We start from the raw sequence: 17,107 nt of genomic DNA on the forward strand, positions 1-17,107 counted from the left end.
GCAGATTTTTCGTTCAAAGCGGTATTAATACGTTGAAAATAAAGCTTTCCGTCTAATTTTTGGCTTGATTTAAAAAGGAATTAAATTCCATAAAAAATGATTAATTATCGGTAATATATGCACTTTGAAAGCAAATAATGGGCCCCTTACCTCTCCTTTTAACGCAAGCAAGCGTTAACTGGCAATCCATATCGAATGTTTGAATTTACAGCTTCCTGTTCGTTTTTCACGCCGTCGACATAAGTAACTCAACCACATGTTCACGCAGCAAGGACAAGTACCTAAACAGCATCATTGTGCTCATCAGCCTTTTTGTTTTAGTGAGCATTCATCGACAAAATATAGTGAGCTAATTCGGAAATTTTTGACTATCTCAATAATTACAAAAAGTTACGTCAGATTGGACATGTTTTTTGCCACGTTCTCTGCCCCTCTTTGTATTTCATCAATGACTGAAGAGACAAGTAGTAGCTGCTCATCGGCCTCCATAGAAGATTGACGAATAAAATGCATCGACGCTGATATCTGATTAGTAAGCGCAAGATTGTCTGAAACCACTTTACTTATTTCATTTGTCGATCTCGATGTTTTCGACGCAAGAACACGAACTTCATCTGCAACTACGGCAAACCCGCGCCCATGATCCCCTGCTCTCGCAGCCTCAATTGCTGCATTTAATGCAAGCAAATTGGTTTGATCTGCGATACTGCCGATGACTTGGACTATATTCTCTATACTTGCAGAAAGCTCATTAAGCGTATCAATCAAAGCGACAGAACTTGCCACTTGCTCCACAACCGCAGATGATTGCTTTTGAGCTTGATAGATTGAGTTTTTACCATCCGTTGCAACTTGTTCTGTCTCAACAGATGTACTACAAGCAATCGACAGTGCATCTTTTGATTCAATTTCTCTCATCACTTCTGAGGTGATATTCGTAGCAAACTTAACAACCTTATACATCTCATTTTTCTCATTAAAAATTGGGTTGTAGGATGCTTGAATCCAAACCTTCTCTCCGATAGATGACTTTCTCAAAAACCGGCCGCTAAAGGCTCTTCCATTTTGTAAGTCTTTCCAAAAGTCGGGGTGTTCTTTGTAAAACTCATCAAAGCAAAACATTTGGTGATGTTTCAAAATCACCTGTTCTCTTGAATAGCCCAAAGTATCAAGAAACGCCTTATTGGCATCTAACACGTCCCCGGTCGGACTGAAGGAAATCACCGCAAAGGTCTTATCTAATGCAGTTAAGAGGTCTTGGTTATTCATACTAGTTGCATGCGCTGTTGTGATATCCGAAGCTATTTTGGCAACTCTATCAACCCGACCTTGAGAAAAGATAGGAAAGTAAGTGGCCTCAATAAATACCTCGTTTCCTCTTTTATTTCTTCGAGAGAATACGCCACTTTTTTCTTTTCCTGTCCTTAAATCATCCCAAAAATTTGAGTAAGTTTGGGATGAAACTAACTCTTGAGAACAAAACACTGAGTGATGCTTACCGAGCACCTCTGTTCTTTCATATCCCATACATGATAGGAAAGCGTCACTTACGTCCAAAACATGACCTTGAAGATCAAATTCAATCACAGCAGTCGATGAATACAACGATCTAACAAAGTCCATATTCACATCGACAGTATTTATTTCTTCTTTCTTTTTAAAAAACATAGGAGATAGCTCGCTCAATGTAGTGGCAATTGTGAGTTAAAGAAGCTGTCATCAACACCGAAAGGGATTATTCACCCTATAACGAAATATAATCACATCCCTGCTCGATGACCCTTGCCACTTTATTGAACTTAATCTCTGTGCAGAATCAGACGGGGCGTAGAAAAGCGTCAGTTAATTCTTACCTTGTTGGTTATTTGATTTATTTTCCAAATTTATCACTTAGAGCCACAAATTATTTCCCAACCTAATCGTAAAAGTATGCTTTGGTTCACCCAAGAATTAGACAAACTATTCGATATTTCTAACTCCCCCATAAAAAAAGCATTTGTTATCTCCAAGCTCAAACAGTGCTTAAGATTCTAGCTATAAAACAAAAAGGATGGTCATGAACAACCATCCTTTGTTTCTTTGGCTAAACAGCTATTTAATTCACTATTGAAAACTCGCGTTTATCGACATCGATTGTTCGAATCTCCAACTTTTCTCCAAACACCCCATGTGCCACCAGCACCCGGTTCGTTACCGACTGTCCACCACTGATTTTCCCATTCACTCCCTTTCCAAGAGACACGTTCACAAGGAGAAGCGTAAGTTTTGCTCGACTCCCATTGAACACTGTTGGGAGTGATAGGTGATGCTTTTTGCACCACTCTCACTTCTGCGGAATCAGAAGTCACGCCATCACTTACCGTTAATAAGAAGCGGTAAGTTACATCGGCCCCCTGTTCATCAAAGCCTACGCTCGTTTTCGGGGCGGAAGGGGATATAACTGTGGCAAGAGGGCTTGCAGGGGCGAGTTGCTGCCATTGATACGTCAATCGATCGCCATCCGGATCGTTGGAAGCATCCCCAGTTAAGCTTATCGTCCCTGCCCCTGTCAGTTCGTATTGGTTGCTCGTTGCAACAGCAATTGGAGGTTGGTTTACGTCAGTATTGTCTTCGCTCTTGACGTACAACAAACGATTTGGCGAACCGCTGCCCACGTTGTACAGAGCGTTTACCGTACTATCTTCTATCAGCGATTGTTTTAGCTCACTTGGCGAGGCTTTAGGGTCCTCTTCTAGCAATCGTGCAACTTGCCCTGCTACATGTGGTGTTGCCATTGAGGTACCAGACATTGATTGATAACCACCATGGTTTCGGGCAGAAACAATGTTAGCTCCTGGAGCAAACAGCGTGACACACGCTCCCCAGTTAGAGCTATACCAACGGTAATCATCGTTGGTGGATGCCCCAACCGTTATTGAGTAATCAGAGTGTGGCGTTTTGGTACAGGCATCAGTGTTATTGTTCGCAGCCGCGTGTACAAATGGCAGGTTGTATTGAGTAATGAGCCTATCAACTGCTTGATCGAGTGGAGCCCAACGAGTACTTCGAGAAATACTGTAGTTTATAACCGCTGGTTGACCTTGTTGCTTAGCATGTTCAATGACCCAATCAAAAGACTTAAGGATCTGGCTTCCCCAACCTTTGTTCTCACAATTCAAGACTCTCACCGAATAAATATCCGCCTCCGGTGCGATACCATATTGACGTCCAGCGGCTGTGCCCGCAACGTGAGTACCGTGGCCATGACAATCAGAAGCATCGCTGTCGTTATCAACAAAGTCCCAACCGGATTGAGCACGACCGCCAAAATCCGGATGAGCAAAATCGATACCAGAATCGATAACATAGATTGATACGCCTTTTCCTGTGTATCGCCCTACTTCATATTGCCCATCCAAAGGCAGTTCACGTTGATCAGAACGATCTAATCCCCAAGAAGCGACTCGTTGTGAATTCTCGCTATTTACACCGTCTGCGCTAAAGATAACGTCTGGATAAACACCTTTAACCTCCGCCATCTCTTTTAGCTTCTCAGCTTGACCTGTCGATAGCTCTACAGAGAAGCTATTGAGGTTTTGGTAGATATTGTCAGCCCAAATGGGGTTATGAGTTCGGGACGAACGTGTATGAACTGATTCAGACACATTCACCAAACGCTGCAATACTTGATTTGCTTTTTCTTTGACAGAAATCACCTGTGTACTTCGCGCCATTGTCTTTTGTTGACCCACATCATCGAGAAGGACAATGTAAGTTTCACTTTGAGATGCATTTGCAGGTAAATGCAGCGCAATCGGCAAGGCGCAAAAAAATAACCTCTTGTAATTATTCATGTTTTCACCCTTATGAGATTCCATGAGATACGTAATTTGTGGCTGGTATTTCTAATTAAGGTTTCTTGCAACATGCATTTAAGAACACTGATTGTTCGAGGTATTAACTTTTCGCCAAACGCCCCATGTTCCATCCGAGCCCGGTTCCGTACCTTGAGTCCACCACTGGTTCTCCCATTCATTCTCTTTCCAAGAAACGCGTTCACAAGGCGTTGCGTATGTTTTCCCTGCGTCCCATTTAGGGCTTGATTGCGTCGCTTCCGCTTTTTGCGTAATAACTGCTTCTGCAGAGTCTGAAAGCTCACCATCGCTGACGGTTAAGGTAAACCGATAAGTAACGTCACTCGTACTGCCAGCAAACTGTACTTGGGTATTCGCTTCTTTAGGGGATTCAATAACTGCGAGTGGAGATTTAGGAGAAGTCTGCTGCCATTGATACACTAAACCGTCACCATCCGGATCATTAGACTCTTCACCGATTAACATCACGGTTCCTGTTCCTGTCAATTCACCTTGCGAGCGAGAAACAATAGCGTTCGGTGCTTGGTTGATCTCATCTTTCGACTCGACCAGAATCACTTTTTCTTCCGTATTCGGAGCAAACGTGCCGCTATTTACTGGTGATGCCCACTGTCCAATTGTATTACTCAAGTAAAGTCTGTAATCTTTGGCCGTACCATTTACGTTGCCATCTTGTCGCGGTAAATATTCAACGCGGGATAACGCGACACTTTGACCTAAGTCGATGATGATTTCGTGTGGCGCTTTCCCCACTGGAGACTGGCTCCAACGTGAATGCCAAAACGTGTCTGGGTCACCATCAATAGCATTGCTTGCCGGGCGTGGATATTGAGTTTCTTGGCTAGAAACAGAGACAATTCTCATGTTATCCGGAGACACTGTGTTGCCTGTTTGATCAACAAACGTCAGCTCTGCCGCAGAAGCAAAGTCTTGTCCTTTAATTTCTGAATCAATAACAAAGCGCGCGTAACGATAACGGTTTTGGGGCTCTGGCTGAGGATCCTCAGCGACATTCAGTTGCCATTGACGTTCACTGATAAGACGCTTGCTTGGGTCACGTTTCACTTTTTCAGTCGTGTCTTTCACGACCACTTTTAAAACATGACTTCCAGAGTCGAGAGTTGTCGGGTTTACCGTTATTGCCGCCTGATCACCTTCTAAAAGAACTTTTCCATTTAAGGACCATTGAATAGCCACTCTGTCAGTCGGAATAGGTGTCGATACATGGAAAGTTCGCTCACCTTCCAATGCGATGGAACTGAAAGACGGAGAAACTGAAACAACGGGGTTTATCGTCTCATACATTTTAAGGATCAAGGCTTCGCTATTCACTGAGCCAAATTCAAGGTTCGTTCCTAAAGCCCGCATCAAAGAGTTTTTGGTCGGACGATATTTTCCAGTCGCACAGTACTGCGCGCCTTCGAACACACCAACCTCATGATCGTGTGCCATCCAATGTGACCATTTCACATTACTTGTTTGCATCGTGACGTTTTTTGCAGAGGGTTCACCGTTCAGATTACAGTTACCAACGCTGTATTCGTCCGCAAGCTTGCCGAAGGTATGACCCACTTCATGCAAGGCAAGTCCAACCGCACTGCTGTGTGTCGACATGGTGGCGACATTTCCGTAACCTACTCCACCGTATTTTTCTGTGTTGGAGACAACAAGGAAAATCTCAGTCGCGGATTCCGGTAGGACAGACTTAGCTTCATTCAGAGAAACAAAACGGTCTTTGAGTAGCAACATTCGACTTGAGCTGTCTGGGAAATAGCTTTTAAACGCGCTGCCGTCGAGTGGAGAACCAATACCGATACCTGATTGTTGGCTAGCTTTTTCGATTAACCAAACGTTGAAATAGTCTCGGTAATCGCTATAAGGCGACTTAGCAAAAAAGCCATCGGTAATCAGTTTTGCATCGCTTCGGAATTTTTCTTTCTCCTCAGCGGTATATCCATCTCCCAACAAAACTAAATCGATTTTTTCATTTGGAGACCCATTATCAATAAATTTGTAGGCAGACGTGGAAACACTACGCGTTCGAAGGGAAACCAAAGGCTTTGGCTGCACCATCAGCAGTTCAATAACTTCGCCTGCCTCATTTAAACTGTAGAAACGAACAGAACTTCCTTTCTCTAGCGTCGCTTGCTGAGCATGATCTAAACTCACCATTCCTTGCTCAAACCACTTTTCATGGGCCGCGACAAATTCACCCGTTTGCTCTTCAAATTCTTCAAACTGCAAGTATAAAGGGCTTTCAATATGCAGTAACCCGACACGCTGCTGGTCGTCATTAAGGACTTCAATAGCGATGAGCGCTGGTGTCTCTAACCCCAGCTCTTCTGCGGTATATGCCACCCTAGAGGCATCACTCATCACTTCGATCTGAAACTCTTTTTCGATATGAACATCAGCCAAAGCGGCTTGTGGAACAGCACTGAAACACGATAGTGCCACAGCAAGTAACTTCAATTTTGGTTTAATCATATTTTTCTCCTTGTTTCCTAGCGTTTACCTGACTGACAAGTACAAGGTGCCCTTGCCCAAAAGCATTGGCCTCGGCAATTGGAAAGATCATTTATTGATAATGAAAAAGACAAGTCGGGAGGTAACTCTCCCGACAAATTACTAACTGAAAGGCATCAAGGACACGCTACGCCTGCATTCGTCCATACACTTGATGTATCCGGCTGATCACCACGCGTCCACCACTTTGCCTTATACTTCACGCCGTTGTACGTCACTTCATCACCACCGGAGTAGGATTTTTGAGCCGACCACGGCAGTGCAACATCACTGAAGAGTTCCCAAGCATCACTGTTATCAGGTTGATTATTTTTGCTCCAGTATTTCGCCTTCCAAACGAGTTGCTTGTAGCTGACAAGGTCACCACCCGAGTACGATTTGCTTGCCGACCATGCAGCGTAGTTCGCCGCATTTGGGTCACTGATGTTGCAGGTATTGTTGTTGGCTTTGACTTTCACAATCGTGCTTGAACTGGCACTTTCCCCTGCTGGATCAGAGACGACCACACGGACCGTAAATTGGCTATCGACTGTTACTTCCGGAACCGTCAGACGAATAGTGCCTGCTGATAAAGGCTGATAAGTTAGGCCCGCTGTATTCCATTGATATGAAAGCACATCACCATCTTGGTCCGATGCCGTAGCGGTAATCTCAATCATCTCTCCAGATTTTGCCTCCATGCTTTGCGGGAGAGACACTTGCGGCGCATGATTTTGGTTTGCTTGAGGCTGAGCACTAATAGTCACCGTATCTTCAGAAGTTGCTTTTCCATCGGAGACCATGACGGAAAAAACGTACGACTCCGCTTTACTCGACTCTGGCAAAATGACACTGGCGTTAACTCTGTTGGTAGTTTGAATGGTCGCAGGTAAACCCGAGATTTGCTTCCACACATAGGTTAACTCATCGCCATCAGCATCCGTCGATTGCTCTGCCGATAACGTAATGGTTGCGCCTGACAGCACAGACTGATCTTTACCCGCATGAGCAACAGGTGCGCTATTCTCCGTTGGAGCTGAGTCGGTTAAGGAATCAGACTGAACAATAGAAACTTTGAGGTCTTGCTTTGGTTTCTCAATGTCTAGCGAACTCAACACCGTGTTATCGCAGACAACTTCAGCTCTTGTCGGTGCATCAGCTTGCTTGAGGTTGATGTGGAACTTGTTCATCACGTTATCGTCATAACGGAATCCAACCAATTGGTAGTTGTCCGTTTGGTAGTTTCTACCGTTATACACTCTGACATAACATCCATTTGTGTTTAGGCTTTCTGCCGTAGTCGGCTGATAAACAAAGCCATATGCACCATGTAATGCTGGGAAAATATAGCTGTTAAGTGTCTGCTGAGGGTCGTAGTAACCAACAAGTGTTGTGACAGCGACTCCGCTATCCGTAGGGACACGTGTTGGGTTATTTTCCGCTACCTGCGCTTCACTGGTTTCTTGCCAACCTTTACCATCGCTGATGTAAAACTTGCTGTCACCACGATTCAAGTTCACCGATTGGCCATTAATATGAACTGTCACGCCATACCCAGAGTAACGTGCAACGTTCACCACTTTACCCGCGACAACATTTGTAGCACTCGGCAAGTAAATATCGCGAATCCAGCGACCGTCGCCCGTTTCTACCTTTGTAATATCAAAATCATTGATGTAACCCAACAGCACTGAACCTGCCGTGTCATCTTTGATCGTATTTAGTTGAGATTGCGAGGCGATAGATTTGGCCAACAAGCGCGCTGGTTGTTCAAACTCTTGCATCGTTTTGGTTTCATCATTCCATTTACTAAAGCCAGTCGACGATGCCTCATCAAATGTCGCCTTTTTCTCCATAAAGGTCTGAATCTTCTCTAGTACAAACGGAGTGTGCAGGGTGTACTTGGAAATCGGTGAAGTTGGCTCACCGCCCCCCATTGCATCTCTGTTGAACTTATAGCCTTCGAAAGCTGGGATTCCTATGCCGTCGGTACAACAAACCTGATCCTGACCATTGCGCTTGTTCCACATGAAGTTAGCAATAAAACGCTGCTGGAATTGATCCCAACCCCATGCAGAGTTTATGTCTGTAGATGGCCGGTGCGTTGTGCCATCCGTGCCACCCGGCCAGTGCCCGAGGCCAAAGTTATGCCCGACTTCGTGACTCCATTCATTACCTAACGATGAATCGATAGTCACCATACCGTTGCCACCACTGCCACCGTGGGCAACTACGCCATTTTGATAACGCCCTACTGCGGCAATCGCTGTAATTTGATTCGCCGTGTATGGATGCGCTCTCTCTGAGATCGCCGTTGAAGAGTTGATGCCGTAGTTTGCTAGGTTGATGCCGTGCGACATCAGGATCTTGGTGGTATACGCACGCATATCCCCTTTGTGCCAAGTACCCGTGCTCGGATCTAACTCGGTTAACAAACGGCCATCTGGCAGCATCACTTCATTGAGTTTCACTGTTTCGTACGGGTTAACGATCAACTTGCTTACCGGAATTTTTTGGAAGTAGTCTCTATGTCTTTCAGGATTGTCTGCGAAGTAAAAACGTCCCCTTGGATTGGTTAGCATCCCTAAATCCATCGTGTTTATCAGCAATTCGTTCGGCGCACCAATATCCAAACCGGAGACGACGCCTGATGTGCTTCCATTCAGGAGCTCTAAAGTAAGGCCGGGCTGTATCCAAGTCGCTGGCAGTGTCACCGACCACATATCTTGCGCATACGTAATGTCTAGGTTTGGACCATCGTGACTTGGAAGTTGCTCTGGTGGGTTCAGTGACAGCACACCTAATTGCTCACCTTTAGCATCGCGTCCAATCACTTTCACCTGCGTCGAGTCCAGCACGTGGTCAACAGGTTTAACAAGCAGCAAAGTATCACGCAATGCAGTAAGGTGCGGCCTAGGATCACCTTTATCGTTGTGATGAGGAACCGTGATGTTTTGCGCATAAATGACCATCGCCTCAAAATCACCCTGTAAGTCGTTAATCGGCTGATTATTATTGAATGGAATCACCTGAGCGTAAGTAACGCCCGTGAATAATAATCCGCAAGCGACACTTAAGCCTATACTGACCTTATTTTTTCTCATACCTTTCCCTTATATTTATATTTCAACCACTTTATTTATGACTTTTATTTCCCAGCAATTGTGAAAATCAACTTAATGAAATCAGCCTTTTATTCCCGAAAAATAGCAGGTTCAAACCTTGAAATAGTTTCTTATCGAACACGCACGAGCAATGCGTTTATCTCGAAACTTAAGAAACCACTTAATTAGTTTCGATGAACTAAAGCATCTCATCCGAGAATTAACACCTCTCTTTAGCCCATCAAATCAACAATAAGAGAGCTCAAAAGAAAATCAAACAAAACACCAATTATCAGCAACTTAAATCATAGAAAACTATTAACACCATTAATTATGGTAAATATTCCTCAGCATATCTATGTAAATAAACGTTGAATAAATAAGTTTTAAACCAACCTCTTGTTGTTGAAAAGATCAGATTTTTACTACAGCACTATTATTTTCATCCGACTGATAAATAAGAAGATTAAAAAACATCGCATAAAAGCTGTTTAATATGGAATCAGAGTCATGAAATTTATTAGCCAATAACTAATACTTCATAACTTACTGAATCAATACCTCAGTTTTAAAAACTCCACTTGAAATTCATGATGTTTCGAAAATAAAAAAGCGGAGAAGGAAAACCTTCTCCGCTTTGTGCGTTATTTATACGTTCGAGGGAAAATTAAGGTGTCACGTCTGTAAACGTAAACGTCCCGTTATCCAATTCACGTTTCACTTCTTGCTTTTGGTCAAAGTCAATCTTAGTCAGGTCAACTTTCTTGATTCTGCTGTCGTGCATCGTGGTGTAGTACAGAGCCTTGTTGCCTTGATCGATCACTGAGGTCCATTGCGTCGCACTCGGCAAATCAGGGATATGTTCACGATATTGTGGCCCAAATTCTGTACCAATTGGAATATCGAAGTTATTCAGAATGTGGAACGCTTGCGACACCGCCTCTTCACCCGTTTTTGATTCCGGCGCCGTGTTGACGAAAAACGCCGCACGAACAAATCGCGATGGTGGCGTAATGTCCCCTGGCATACCCAAGAAGCCAGAGCCAATACCGAACGACTTCGCCTCAACACCACCAAACTTGGTTGGCGCACTAGTACCCGGCTGCAAATGAATGTAATTATTTAAATTGGTCACTTGCCATGGGAACGTTGGTGAGTTCGTTAGTACACCAACTTCGTTGTCGTAGATGTGTACTTGGCCATGATCCATGATTTCAATGACGATGTTGTTGCCCACTTTATCGGTAACACGCCAATGCCCAGTTGGTGAAGGTTGTCCTTTCTCATCGATATAAACCGGAACAATATCGATGTTTTTCATCGCTGTTTTAACTTCATCGACGGTTTTGAACTGCGACAGCATCCAACGAACAAAGTCCATATCCGCGATGCTGTTTACACGGTCATTCGCGTCGTACGCTTTTAAAGAGCCGTAACCTTTGAAGTAAAATAAACCAGCAGTCAGTCCTTCTTCATTGATGCCTTCACCAATGAAGCGATCGTCACTAACGGAGATCCCGACAAAGCCGTACTTACTCTTCCAACTCAAACCTTGTTTCTGGTCCGGCATAGTCGAGGTAAACGTGTAATCACGGGGAGCAACAATCAACTTGCTGTTGAGATCGTTTTCGCCCCACTCAATTGTGCGAGCATGAATGTGGTCATTAGCCACAGTAGAAAGAGAGATGCCAGTACAAGCACTCGCGGGAACGATAATGCTCGCAGAAAGAGCCATAGCAAGGAGGGTTTTCTTTATCATTTTTAGATCCACCAAGGAGGGGTAACATTTCGCGATTGTAGTCCTTTCTAGGCAACTTACAATCGAAAAGATATCAAAATGGTGGAATATAAATTTGTATCAATCGCTCAAACGGAAACGCCCAAAGTTAGTAGCTTTGGGCGTTTCTTCTAACAAAACCTTGTTAAGGCGGATGTACGACATATAGAACATTACAATGTCACACAAAAATTAGAAATGGTCTACCCATATCATCGAGTGGCGAGCGAGATTCGATTTTAACGCTCATTCGCTGGTAAAGGCGACGGCTTTGGGGTTGCTCATTGAATCGAAATAACTGAGGGTTTGTCCTAGCGCAATTAACCATAATTTAAATATGGAAACATCACCTTCTTGATACAACACTTAATAAAAAGGAGGTCGATATGAAAAGATTTCAAAACATCTTATTCGTAAGCCAAGGATTAGAAGGTAAAAGTGATTCACTGGAACAAGCGATGAAACTCGCTAAGTTGCATGATGCACGTCTGTCGGGTTTGATAGTTTGCCCTGCGATGCCGACGAACATGAGCGAGTATCAACACACTTATGAAAACTCTCTGGTAGAAAGTTTGTTCTCTGATATCAAAGCAGTACAGGACCTCGATCCCTCTTCCGACATAGTAGAGCCGTTCCCGATTAATGTTGAAAGTGGCGATCAGCCTGGTGTCTGCATTATCCAATCTGTCTCTAAGCAACACTATGATCTCGTGATTAAAGATGCTGAACCGTTGGATGAAGGCAGCAAAGGGTTTAAAGCACTCGACATGAAGCTTCTGAGAAAATGTCCATGCCCAGTTTGGTTAAACAGAAAACCCAAACACTCAATGGTGAAAAAACGCGTTGCCGTTGCTATCGATCCGATTATCTCTAGTAAAGAACAAGAAATCCTTACGGTTGAATTGCTGCAACTTGCGCGTTCAATCGCCGACTCTTTCAATCGACAATTACACATCGCGTCGTGCTGGGAATATCAGATGGAAAGCTATTTGAGGCATCACGTGTGGATTCAAATCGAAGACGATGTGTTAGATCAGCAGATCAACGCGCACCGAACTGCACACCGTGAAGCGCTCGATGCCATTATTGCTACCTCTGGTATCGCTGGCGATTCTGTTGTTCATCACCTTCATGGTTCTGCGGATGAGCAAATCCCTCGCTGGATCACTAAAGAAGAAATCGATGTATTAGTCATGGGGACAATTGCGCGTACCGGAATCCAAGGGGTAATCATTGGTAATACCGCCGAGAATGTCCTGCAGTCAATCGACTGCTCGCTGGTTGCGTTAAAACCTGAAGGCTTTATCTCTCCCTTAGCTTAAAAATGAAAAAAGCCCGCCTCTCATATCAAGAAGCGGGCCTGCATACGAAGCATTGATGCACAAATGTACTATCCACGATATAGAATGGTGAAAGTTAAAAGCGACATGCAGCGCTGTTAACGAAGACGATATTACTGTCTTGTTTGGTCAGAAAAGAGGCAAAATAAAAGTAGGTTTGAAAATGTCTGCCTAGCGAATAGCAAAAAAGAAGCCCACACATCCATGGGGCTTCAAGTACTAGTTTCGAATTATAGTCATTATTAGGTGAGGTCAAACTATAGGAGGTATTGTTAACGCTCGAAAGAGATACTAACGCATGAAATGCTTTAATAATAAGCATGTTAGCACACCACTTTTTTCTACTTGCCAATTGTGCAACATCCACTTATCAAACTAGAACAATCTATAGTTAGTTAATATGAATATTTAGCTAATATGAAAAAGCCACCACTCTATTAACATGAGCGATGGCTTTGATGCTTGCCTTAACCAATTCCTTTTGGCTTTAATGAGTGAGATTAGTTAGCTGGACGCCAAACACCCCACTTGTCTTTTTGGTAAGTCACTTGTGGATTGTCACCACCTTGGGTCCACCACTGAGCTTTCCAGTTTTGGTCAGCGTAAGATACTACTTCGCCGCCTAGGTAGGTTTTCGCAGCATCCCAAGTTCCATTCTCATCTGGATCTGGCTTAGGATCTGGGTCTGGTTCAGGTTTTGGTGGTGTGATTTCATCATCACCCGCAATAACTTCGAAAGTAAACGTCTCTGCCCGTGCGCTGTTTACAGCATTAGCAACAAACGACAGTGTTTCATTTTGTGTGATTGCCGTTGTATCTACAACGATAGAAGCCGTGCCATTGTTCTGAATGCTAACTGCGGAACCTTGAGTTTGCGTTAGGTTCGCGGCTTCGCTAGTTGCAATAACCACTTTGTCGCCAGCATTTACAACCTTGTCACTCTTAACCAGTTCGTAGAGATCACCAGTCAGTGGCTCGACGCCGCCTTCATCACCATCAATAACTGAAATCATGCCAGATGCGCGGCTATCTTTTGAGTTAAAGAAGTTGCGTGAAGGATCGTTCTGGAAGTACATGTAGTGTGACATTTCTTCATGCCAATCACCGATGAAGACTGCACCGTCTTTGAACTCTGCGTGCCAACCGTTGATTTCTGAAGCCAGTAGACGAGCCCAATCATTTACGTTCGAAGCTTCCACCTTAATATCAAAACTACGTGCCACATCGCCGTTCTTGTTGATGATGTCATATTTAACTGTGTCACCGATTTCAGGATTTACAAACCCTTGAGGGATGTACAGGTCACCACGAACAAGATCAGCTTCAGGAGGAAGAGTATCACCACCTACAATAGTGATATCTGAACAGTTGTAGAAGCCTTCACCCGCAGCATCATCACGCTGCCAACGAACAAATAGAATCGCATCACCAGAACGGTCAGACGGGATCGTAACATCCATGCGGTATTTGCCACTATTTACAGGAACATTACCTACGGTTTGGATCAAATCTAAATCGCCCCATGCCAATGCTTTACTGAGATCAGCACCTGGTTTGGTTAGGTAAAACTCCCAAAATGATGGGTTGTGAGGTGCAGTCGCGTTAAACACAAATTCGAATGTTCCGGTGTTTAGTTCCGTACGTGTCCAACCGGTGTGCGGTGCGCCCATGCCCTTTTTCTGAGGGTCATTTGCGTAACACAATGTACCATCTGGAATCGCTGCTTTTACTGCCGCCATATTGTTGAAATCCATAATGTTCTTAGCGTATTCATTACGCTGAACAAAAGGATAAGAACCAGAGATTTCCTTTGCTTGAGCACAAGCTGCATTTGGTGGGTTGCCCGACCAAACTCCGCCTTGTTCATAACATGTATTTTGTCGAGCACTCGGAAACTCTGACCAACCGTGAGCATTTGCCGCTGTTGGTAGGCCAGATAGCATCGCCATACCCACTGCTGCTTTAAGAATGTTTTTATTTGCTTTCACTTTTTCACTCTCTACCGTTTATAGTACAAATAAGATTCAACGGATACTTTATAACCGTTGTTACTTATTTCATGTTTATTGTTTTAATCAGTAAACAGTAAAAGATAATATACGTAAGTTCTATTAATGAAAGTTCTATTATTATCGATATGAACAAACATCACAATTTTAAATAAAACTAAAATTTCAGAATATACTGACAAAAACCAAAAAACAACAATAATTACAATCACTTAAACTATGCTCATAAAAGAAACTTAGCATAAAATTAGAGCAAATAGCTTAATAAAAAACACCATTTATAAATATTAAATATAACTGATTGTTTTGTTACTAGGTTTCCAATAATCATCGAGTTAATAATTAAGATTTTAATTTAAAAAGCAAAGCTAATATATACATAGCAAATAAAACAAACAGAGCCATTCGTTAATGAATATAATATCGATATGTATCAAATGAAAAGAAAAAGGAGCTAACGCTCCTTTACTGTTAGTTGTGGATATGAACATCTCGTTGAGGGAATGGAATCGTGATATCTTCTGAATCAAAGACATCTTTCACTCGTTCATAAAGGCCAAAGTAAGCCGGCCAGTAGTTTTCTGAATCAACCTAAGCCCACACCAACCCACGAACAGAACAATCAAAGCCAAGATAAACTTTGACTCAAACATCAGTAAAAGCCCCGTGCACTTCTTATACAGTGTTTCTAAAGAAATGTTTTCCCACATTCGAATCCCTCTCTAAATATCAAAAAAGAGAGGTACTTTGATTTCGGCGAATCGGCCACTGCAACTGTCTCAAAGCAAGATTAAAAAAGACAATCACACTTTTTATTTGTATTGTCGGGGTGTATCGAACTCTAGAAGGGATTTGAATACAGCGTGGTAGGCTCTAGATACAACAAAGCCCGCTAAAATAGCGGACTTTGCGTTTGTTCACGAAGAACTAAATTTGGTGGGTCCGACCAGATTCGAACTGGTGACCCCTACCATGTCAAGGTAGTACTCTAACCAACTGAGCTACGGACCCAAATTTTATGTTCGGCATACTTTGGTTTTAGTATGGCTTTAAGGAGTGGTGGGTCCGGGCGAACTCGAATCGCCGACCCCTACCATGTCAAGGTAGTACTCTAACCAACTGAGCTACGGACCCATTCCTTAAGAACGAGGAGGATATTAGCTATATCCTATGAGGGGTGCAAGCATAAATTCATTAACTTTGAATCGTTTGGCGAAAATCTAAACTCAACACCCGTTTTCAGACGATTTTATCGTCAAGCCTCAACTTGAGTGAGGTTAAAAGTGTGATCTACTTAACTTTTGTGTTTTGGGTTAATTGTCGTAAGGCACTTCGCTGAGCATCCAAATTTGCAAAACTTGCGATACGTTTGGGCAATCGCCAAACAAAATTTGGTATTTAGGCTCGAACGGTTCACCAATAAACGTTGTACGAATCAGTTTGCCCGTTTTGAGATCCACTTGAGTACTTACTCGCCCTTTAAAGTTCTGGAAAATCGCAAACTGCTCACTGTGGTAAACCATCTGCTCACGATAAAACAAAAAGTGGTCCTGAGGTGTATCTGTTAACTGGCATTCAAGTGGTTTAAGTGACTGCTGTGCATGGCTACTGAACGTGAGTAGTAACGCTGAAAGAATCCATCCATATCGCATAACGCTTCCCTATTCTTCTTTCTTTATCAAAGTATAGGAGCTACTAGGACGGATGCTGATAAGTGCTGTTCTTTGTTCAGCGGAAAACACAAAAAAGGCTTCAACCAATCCAATTGAAGCCTTTCTCTATTTTATTATCTGGGAACGAAATGTTTATTCGTCTTCTGTATCAAACACCACGTTGTAGTTTTCTGTGTAGGTACAGTTTGGCTGGCGGCTACAAGTAAAGAAGCGTCGGCCTTTAAACTCACCTTGACTTGCTGTTCTGATGATCATCGGACTGCCACACTTTTTACAAAAGCGGACTTCTTTATCCGGTTCAATCAGATCAATGTGTGCTGCTAATAAACGACGTAGACGCCCCACTTGGTAGCTGTGTTTTACCGATGCGCCAATCAAAGGAAGGTTCGCCGATTTACACACGTGCATGAGCAGCTTTTGGCGCTCGACTTTGCCTTTATGCAGCTGCTGACCGTTATCAAGCTCAATAATTACACGTGGTTCAAGTGTTCTAGGGTCGCAGATAACGTAATCGAAATAGCTGCGTGAAATCCGGTTACTGGCAATGAAGAACTGCTTTTTGTTCTTAATCTCTTTTGGTGCGATCAGCGTTGCCATGTTTACTTTGGCAAACACCACTGCGTGATCACCAACCGCCGCTCTCAAGGCATTAAAAAACGCCCCTTCTTGCCCTTTTAATAGTGGACCTTTCGAACGATATGGGAAGTCTCGCGTGTCATCGTTTTTGATCACGTACTTTTGAATGATAAAGAAGAAAACAACAAGTAGAACAACAATGATAAAGATGTTGGTCATAGATAAAGTGCGCCCAAAACAACTAGTTGCTCAAAGCCTAAATGGAAATT

General features: G+C 43.3%; 9 protein-coding genes, 2 tRNA genes and 1 pseudogene. 1 reads left to right on the forward strand and 11 read right to left on the reverse strand.

Annotated elements, in window-relative coordinates; all coding sequences use genetic code 11:
• Nucleotides 1-390: 390 nt before the first annotated feature.
• From QTO06_RS05625 to QTO06_RS05650, 6 genes and pseudogenes are all read right to left on the reverse strand, one after another.
• Nucleotides 391-1,668 carry a methyl-accepting chemotaxis protein gene (locus QTO06_RS05625; protein WP_331407115.1) on the reverse strand — a complete coding sequence of 426 codons (1,278 nt, stop codon included), beginning with the start codon at nt 1,666-1,668 and terminating at the stop codon, nt 391-393.
• Nucleotides 1,669-2,120: 452 nt separating this feature from the next.
• On the reverse strand, nt 2,121-3,833 hold the full coding sequence (locus tag QTO06_RS05630) for a S8 family serine peptidase (RefSeq protein ID WP_331407116.1): 1,713 nt from the start codon (nt 3,831-3,833) through the stop codon (nt 2,121-2,123).
• A 78-nt stretch (nt 3,834-3,911) separates the two neighbouring features.
• Nucleotides 3,912-6,341 carry a M64 family metallopeptidase gene (locus QTO06_RS05635; RefSeq protein WP_331407117.1) on the reverse strand — a complete coding sequence of 810 codons (2,430 nt, stop codon included), beginning with the start codon at nt 6,339-6,341 and terminating at the stop codon, nt 3,912-3,914.
• Nucleotides 6,342-6,496: 155 nt separating this feature from the next.
• Complete coding sequence (locus QTO06_RS05640; protein WP_331407118.1) at nt 6,497-9,463, reverse strand: M66 family metalloprotease; 2,967 nt, start codon at nt 9,461-9,463, stop codon at nt 6,497-6,499.
• Nucleotides 9,464-10,130: 667 nt separating this feature from the next.
• The gene (locus QTO06_RS05645) at nt 10,131-11,222 is read right to left on the reverse strand and encodes a choloylglycine hydrolase family protein (RefSeq protein ID WP_331407119.1); all 1,092 of its coding nucleotides are present in this window, start codon (nt 11,220-11,222) and stop codon (nt 10,131-10,133) included.
• A 199-nt stretch (nt 11,223-11,421) separates the two neighbouring features.
• Nucleotides 11,422-11,526, reverse strand: a pseudogene (locus QTO06_RS05650) (GNAT family N-acetyltransferase); the annotation flags it as partial.
• A gap of 100 nt (nt 11,527-11,626) precedes the next feature.
• On the opposite strand from QTO06_RS05650, the gene QTO06_RS05655 reads away from it, so the two are divergent.
• Complete coding sequence (locus tag QTO06_RS05655; protein ID WP_331407120.1) at nt 11,627-12,562, forward strand: universal stress protein; 936 nt, start codon at nt 11,627-11,629, stop codon at nt 12,560-12,562.
• Nucleotides 12,563-13,080: 518 nt separating this feature from the next.
• Here QTO06_RS05655 and QTO06_RS05660 read toward each other — a convergent pair.
• The 5 genes from QTO06_RS05660 to QTO06_RS05680 all read right to left on the reverse strand — a co-directional run bounded on the left by QTO06_RS05660 (nt 13,081) and on the right by QTO06_RS05680 (nt 17,057).
• A complete protein-coding gene (locus QTO06_RS05660) occupies nt 13,081-14,529 on the reverse strand; it encodes a lytic polysaccharide monooxygenase (protein ID WP_331407176.1) in 1,449 nt (482 codons plus the stop codon).
• A 994-nt stretch (nt 14,530-15,523) separates the two neighbouring features.
• Nucleotides 15,524-15,600: transfer RNA gene (locus tag QTO06_RS05665), tRNA-Val, on the reverse strand.
• 46 nt (nt 15,601-15,646) lie between these two features.
• Nucleotides 15,647-15,723, reverse strand: a tRNA-Val gene (locus QTO06_RS05670).
• A 179-nt stretch (nt 15,724-15,902) separates the two neighbouring features.
• Complete coding sequence (locus QTO06_RS05675) at nt 15,903-16,241, reverse strand: hypothetical protein (protein WP_009697431.1); 339 nt, start codon at nt 16,239-16,241, stop codon at nt 15,903-15,905.
• A gap of 153 nt (nt 16,242-16,394) precedes the next feature.
• On the reverse strand, nt 16,395-17,057 hold the full coding sequence (locus QTO06_RS05680; RefSeq protein ID WP_005439975.1) for a DUF2726 domain-containing protein: 663 nt from the start codon (nt 17,055-17,057) through the stop codon (nt 16,395-16,397).
• Nucleotides 17,058-17,107 lie beyond the last annotated feature (50 nt).

Source organism: Vibrio sp. M260121, from assembly GCF_036533715.1.
GTDB lineage: Bacteria > Pseudomonadota > Gammaproteobacteria > Enterobacterales > Vibrionaceae > Vibrio.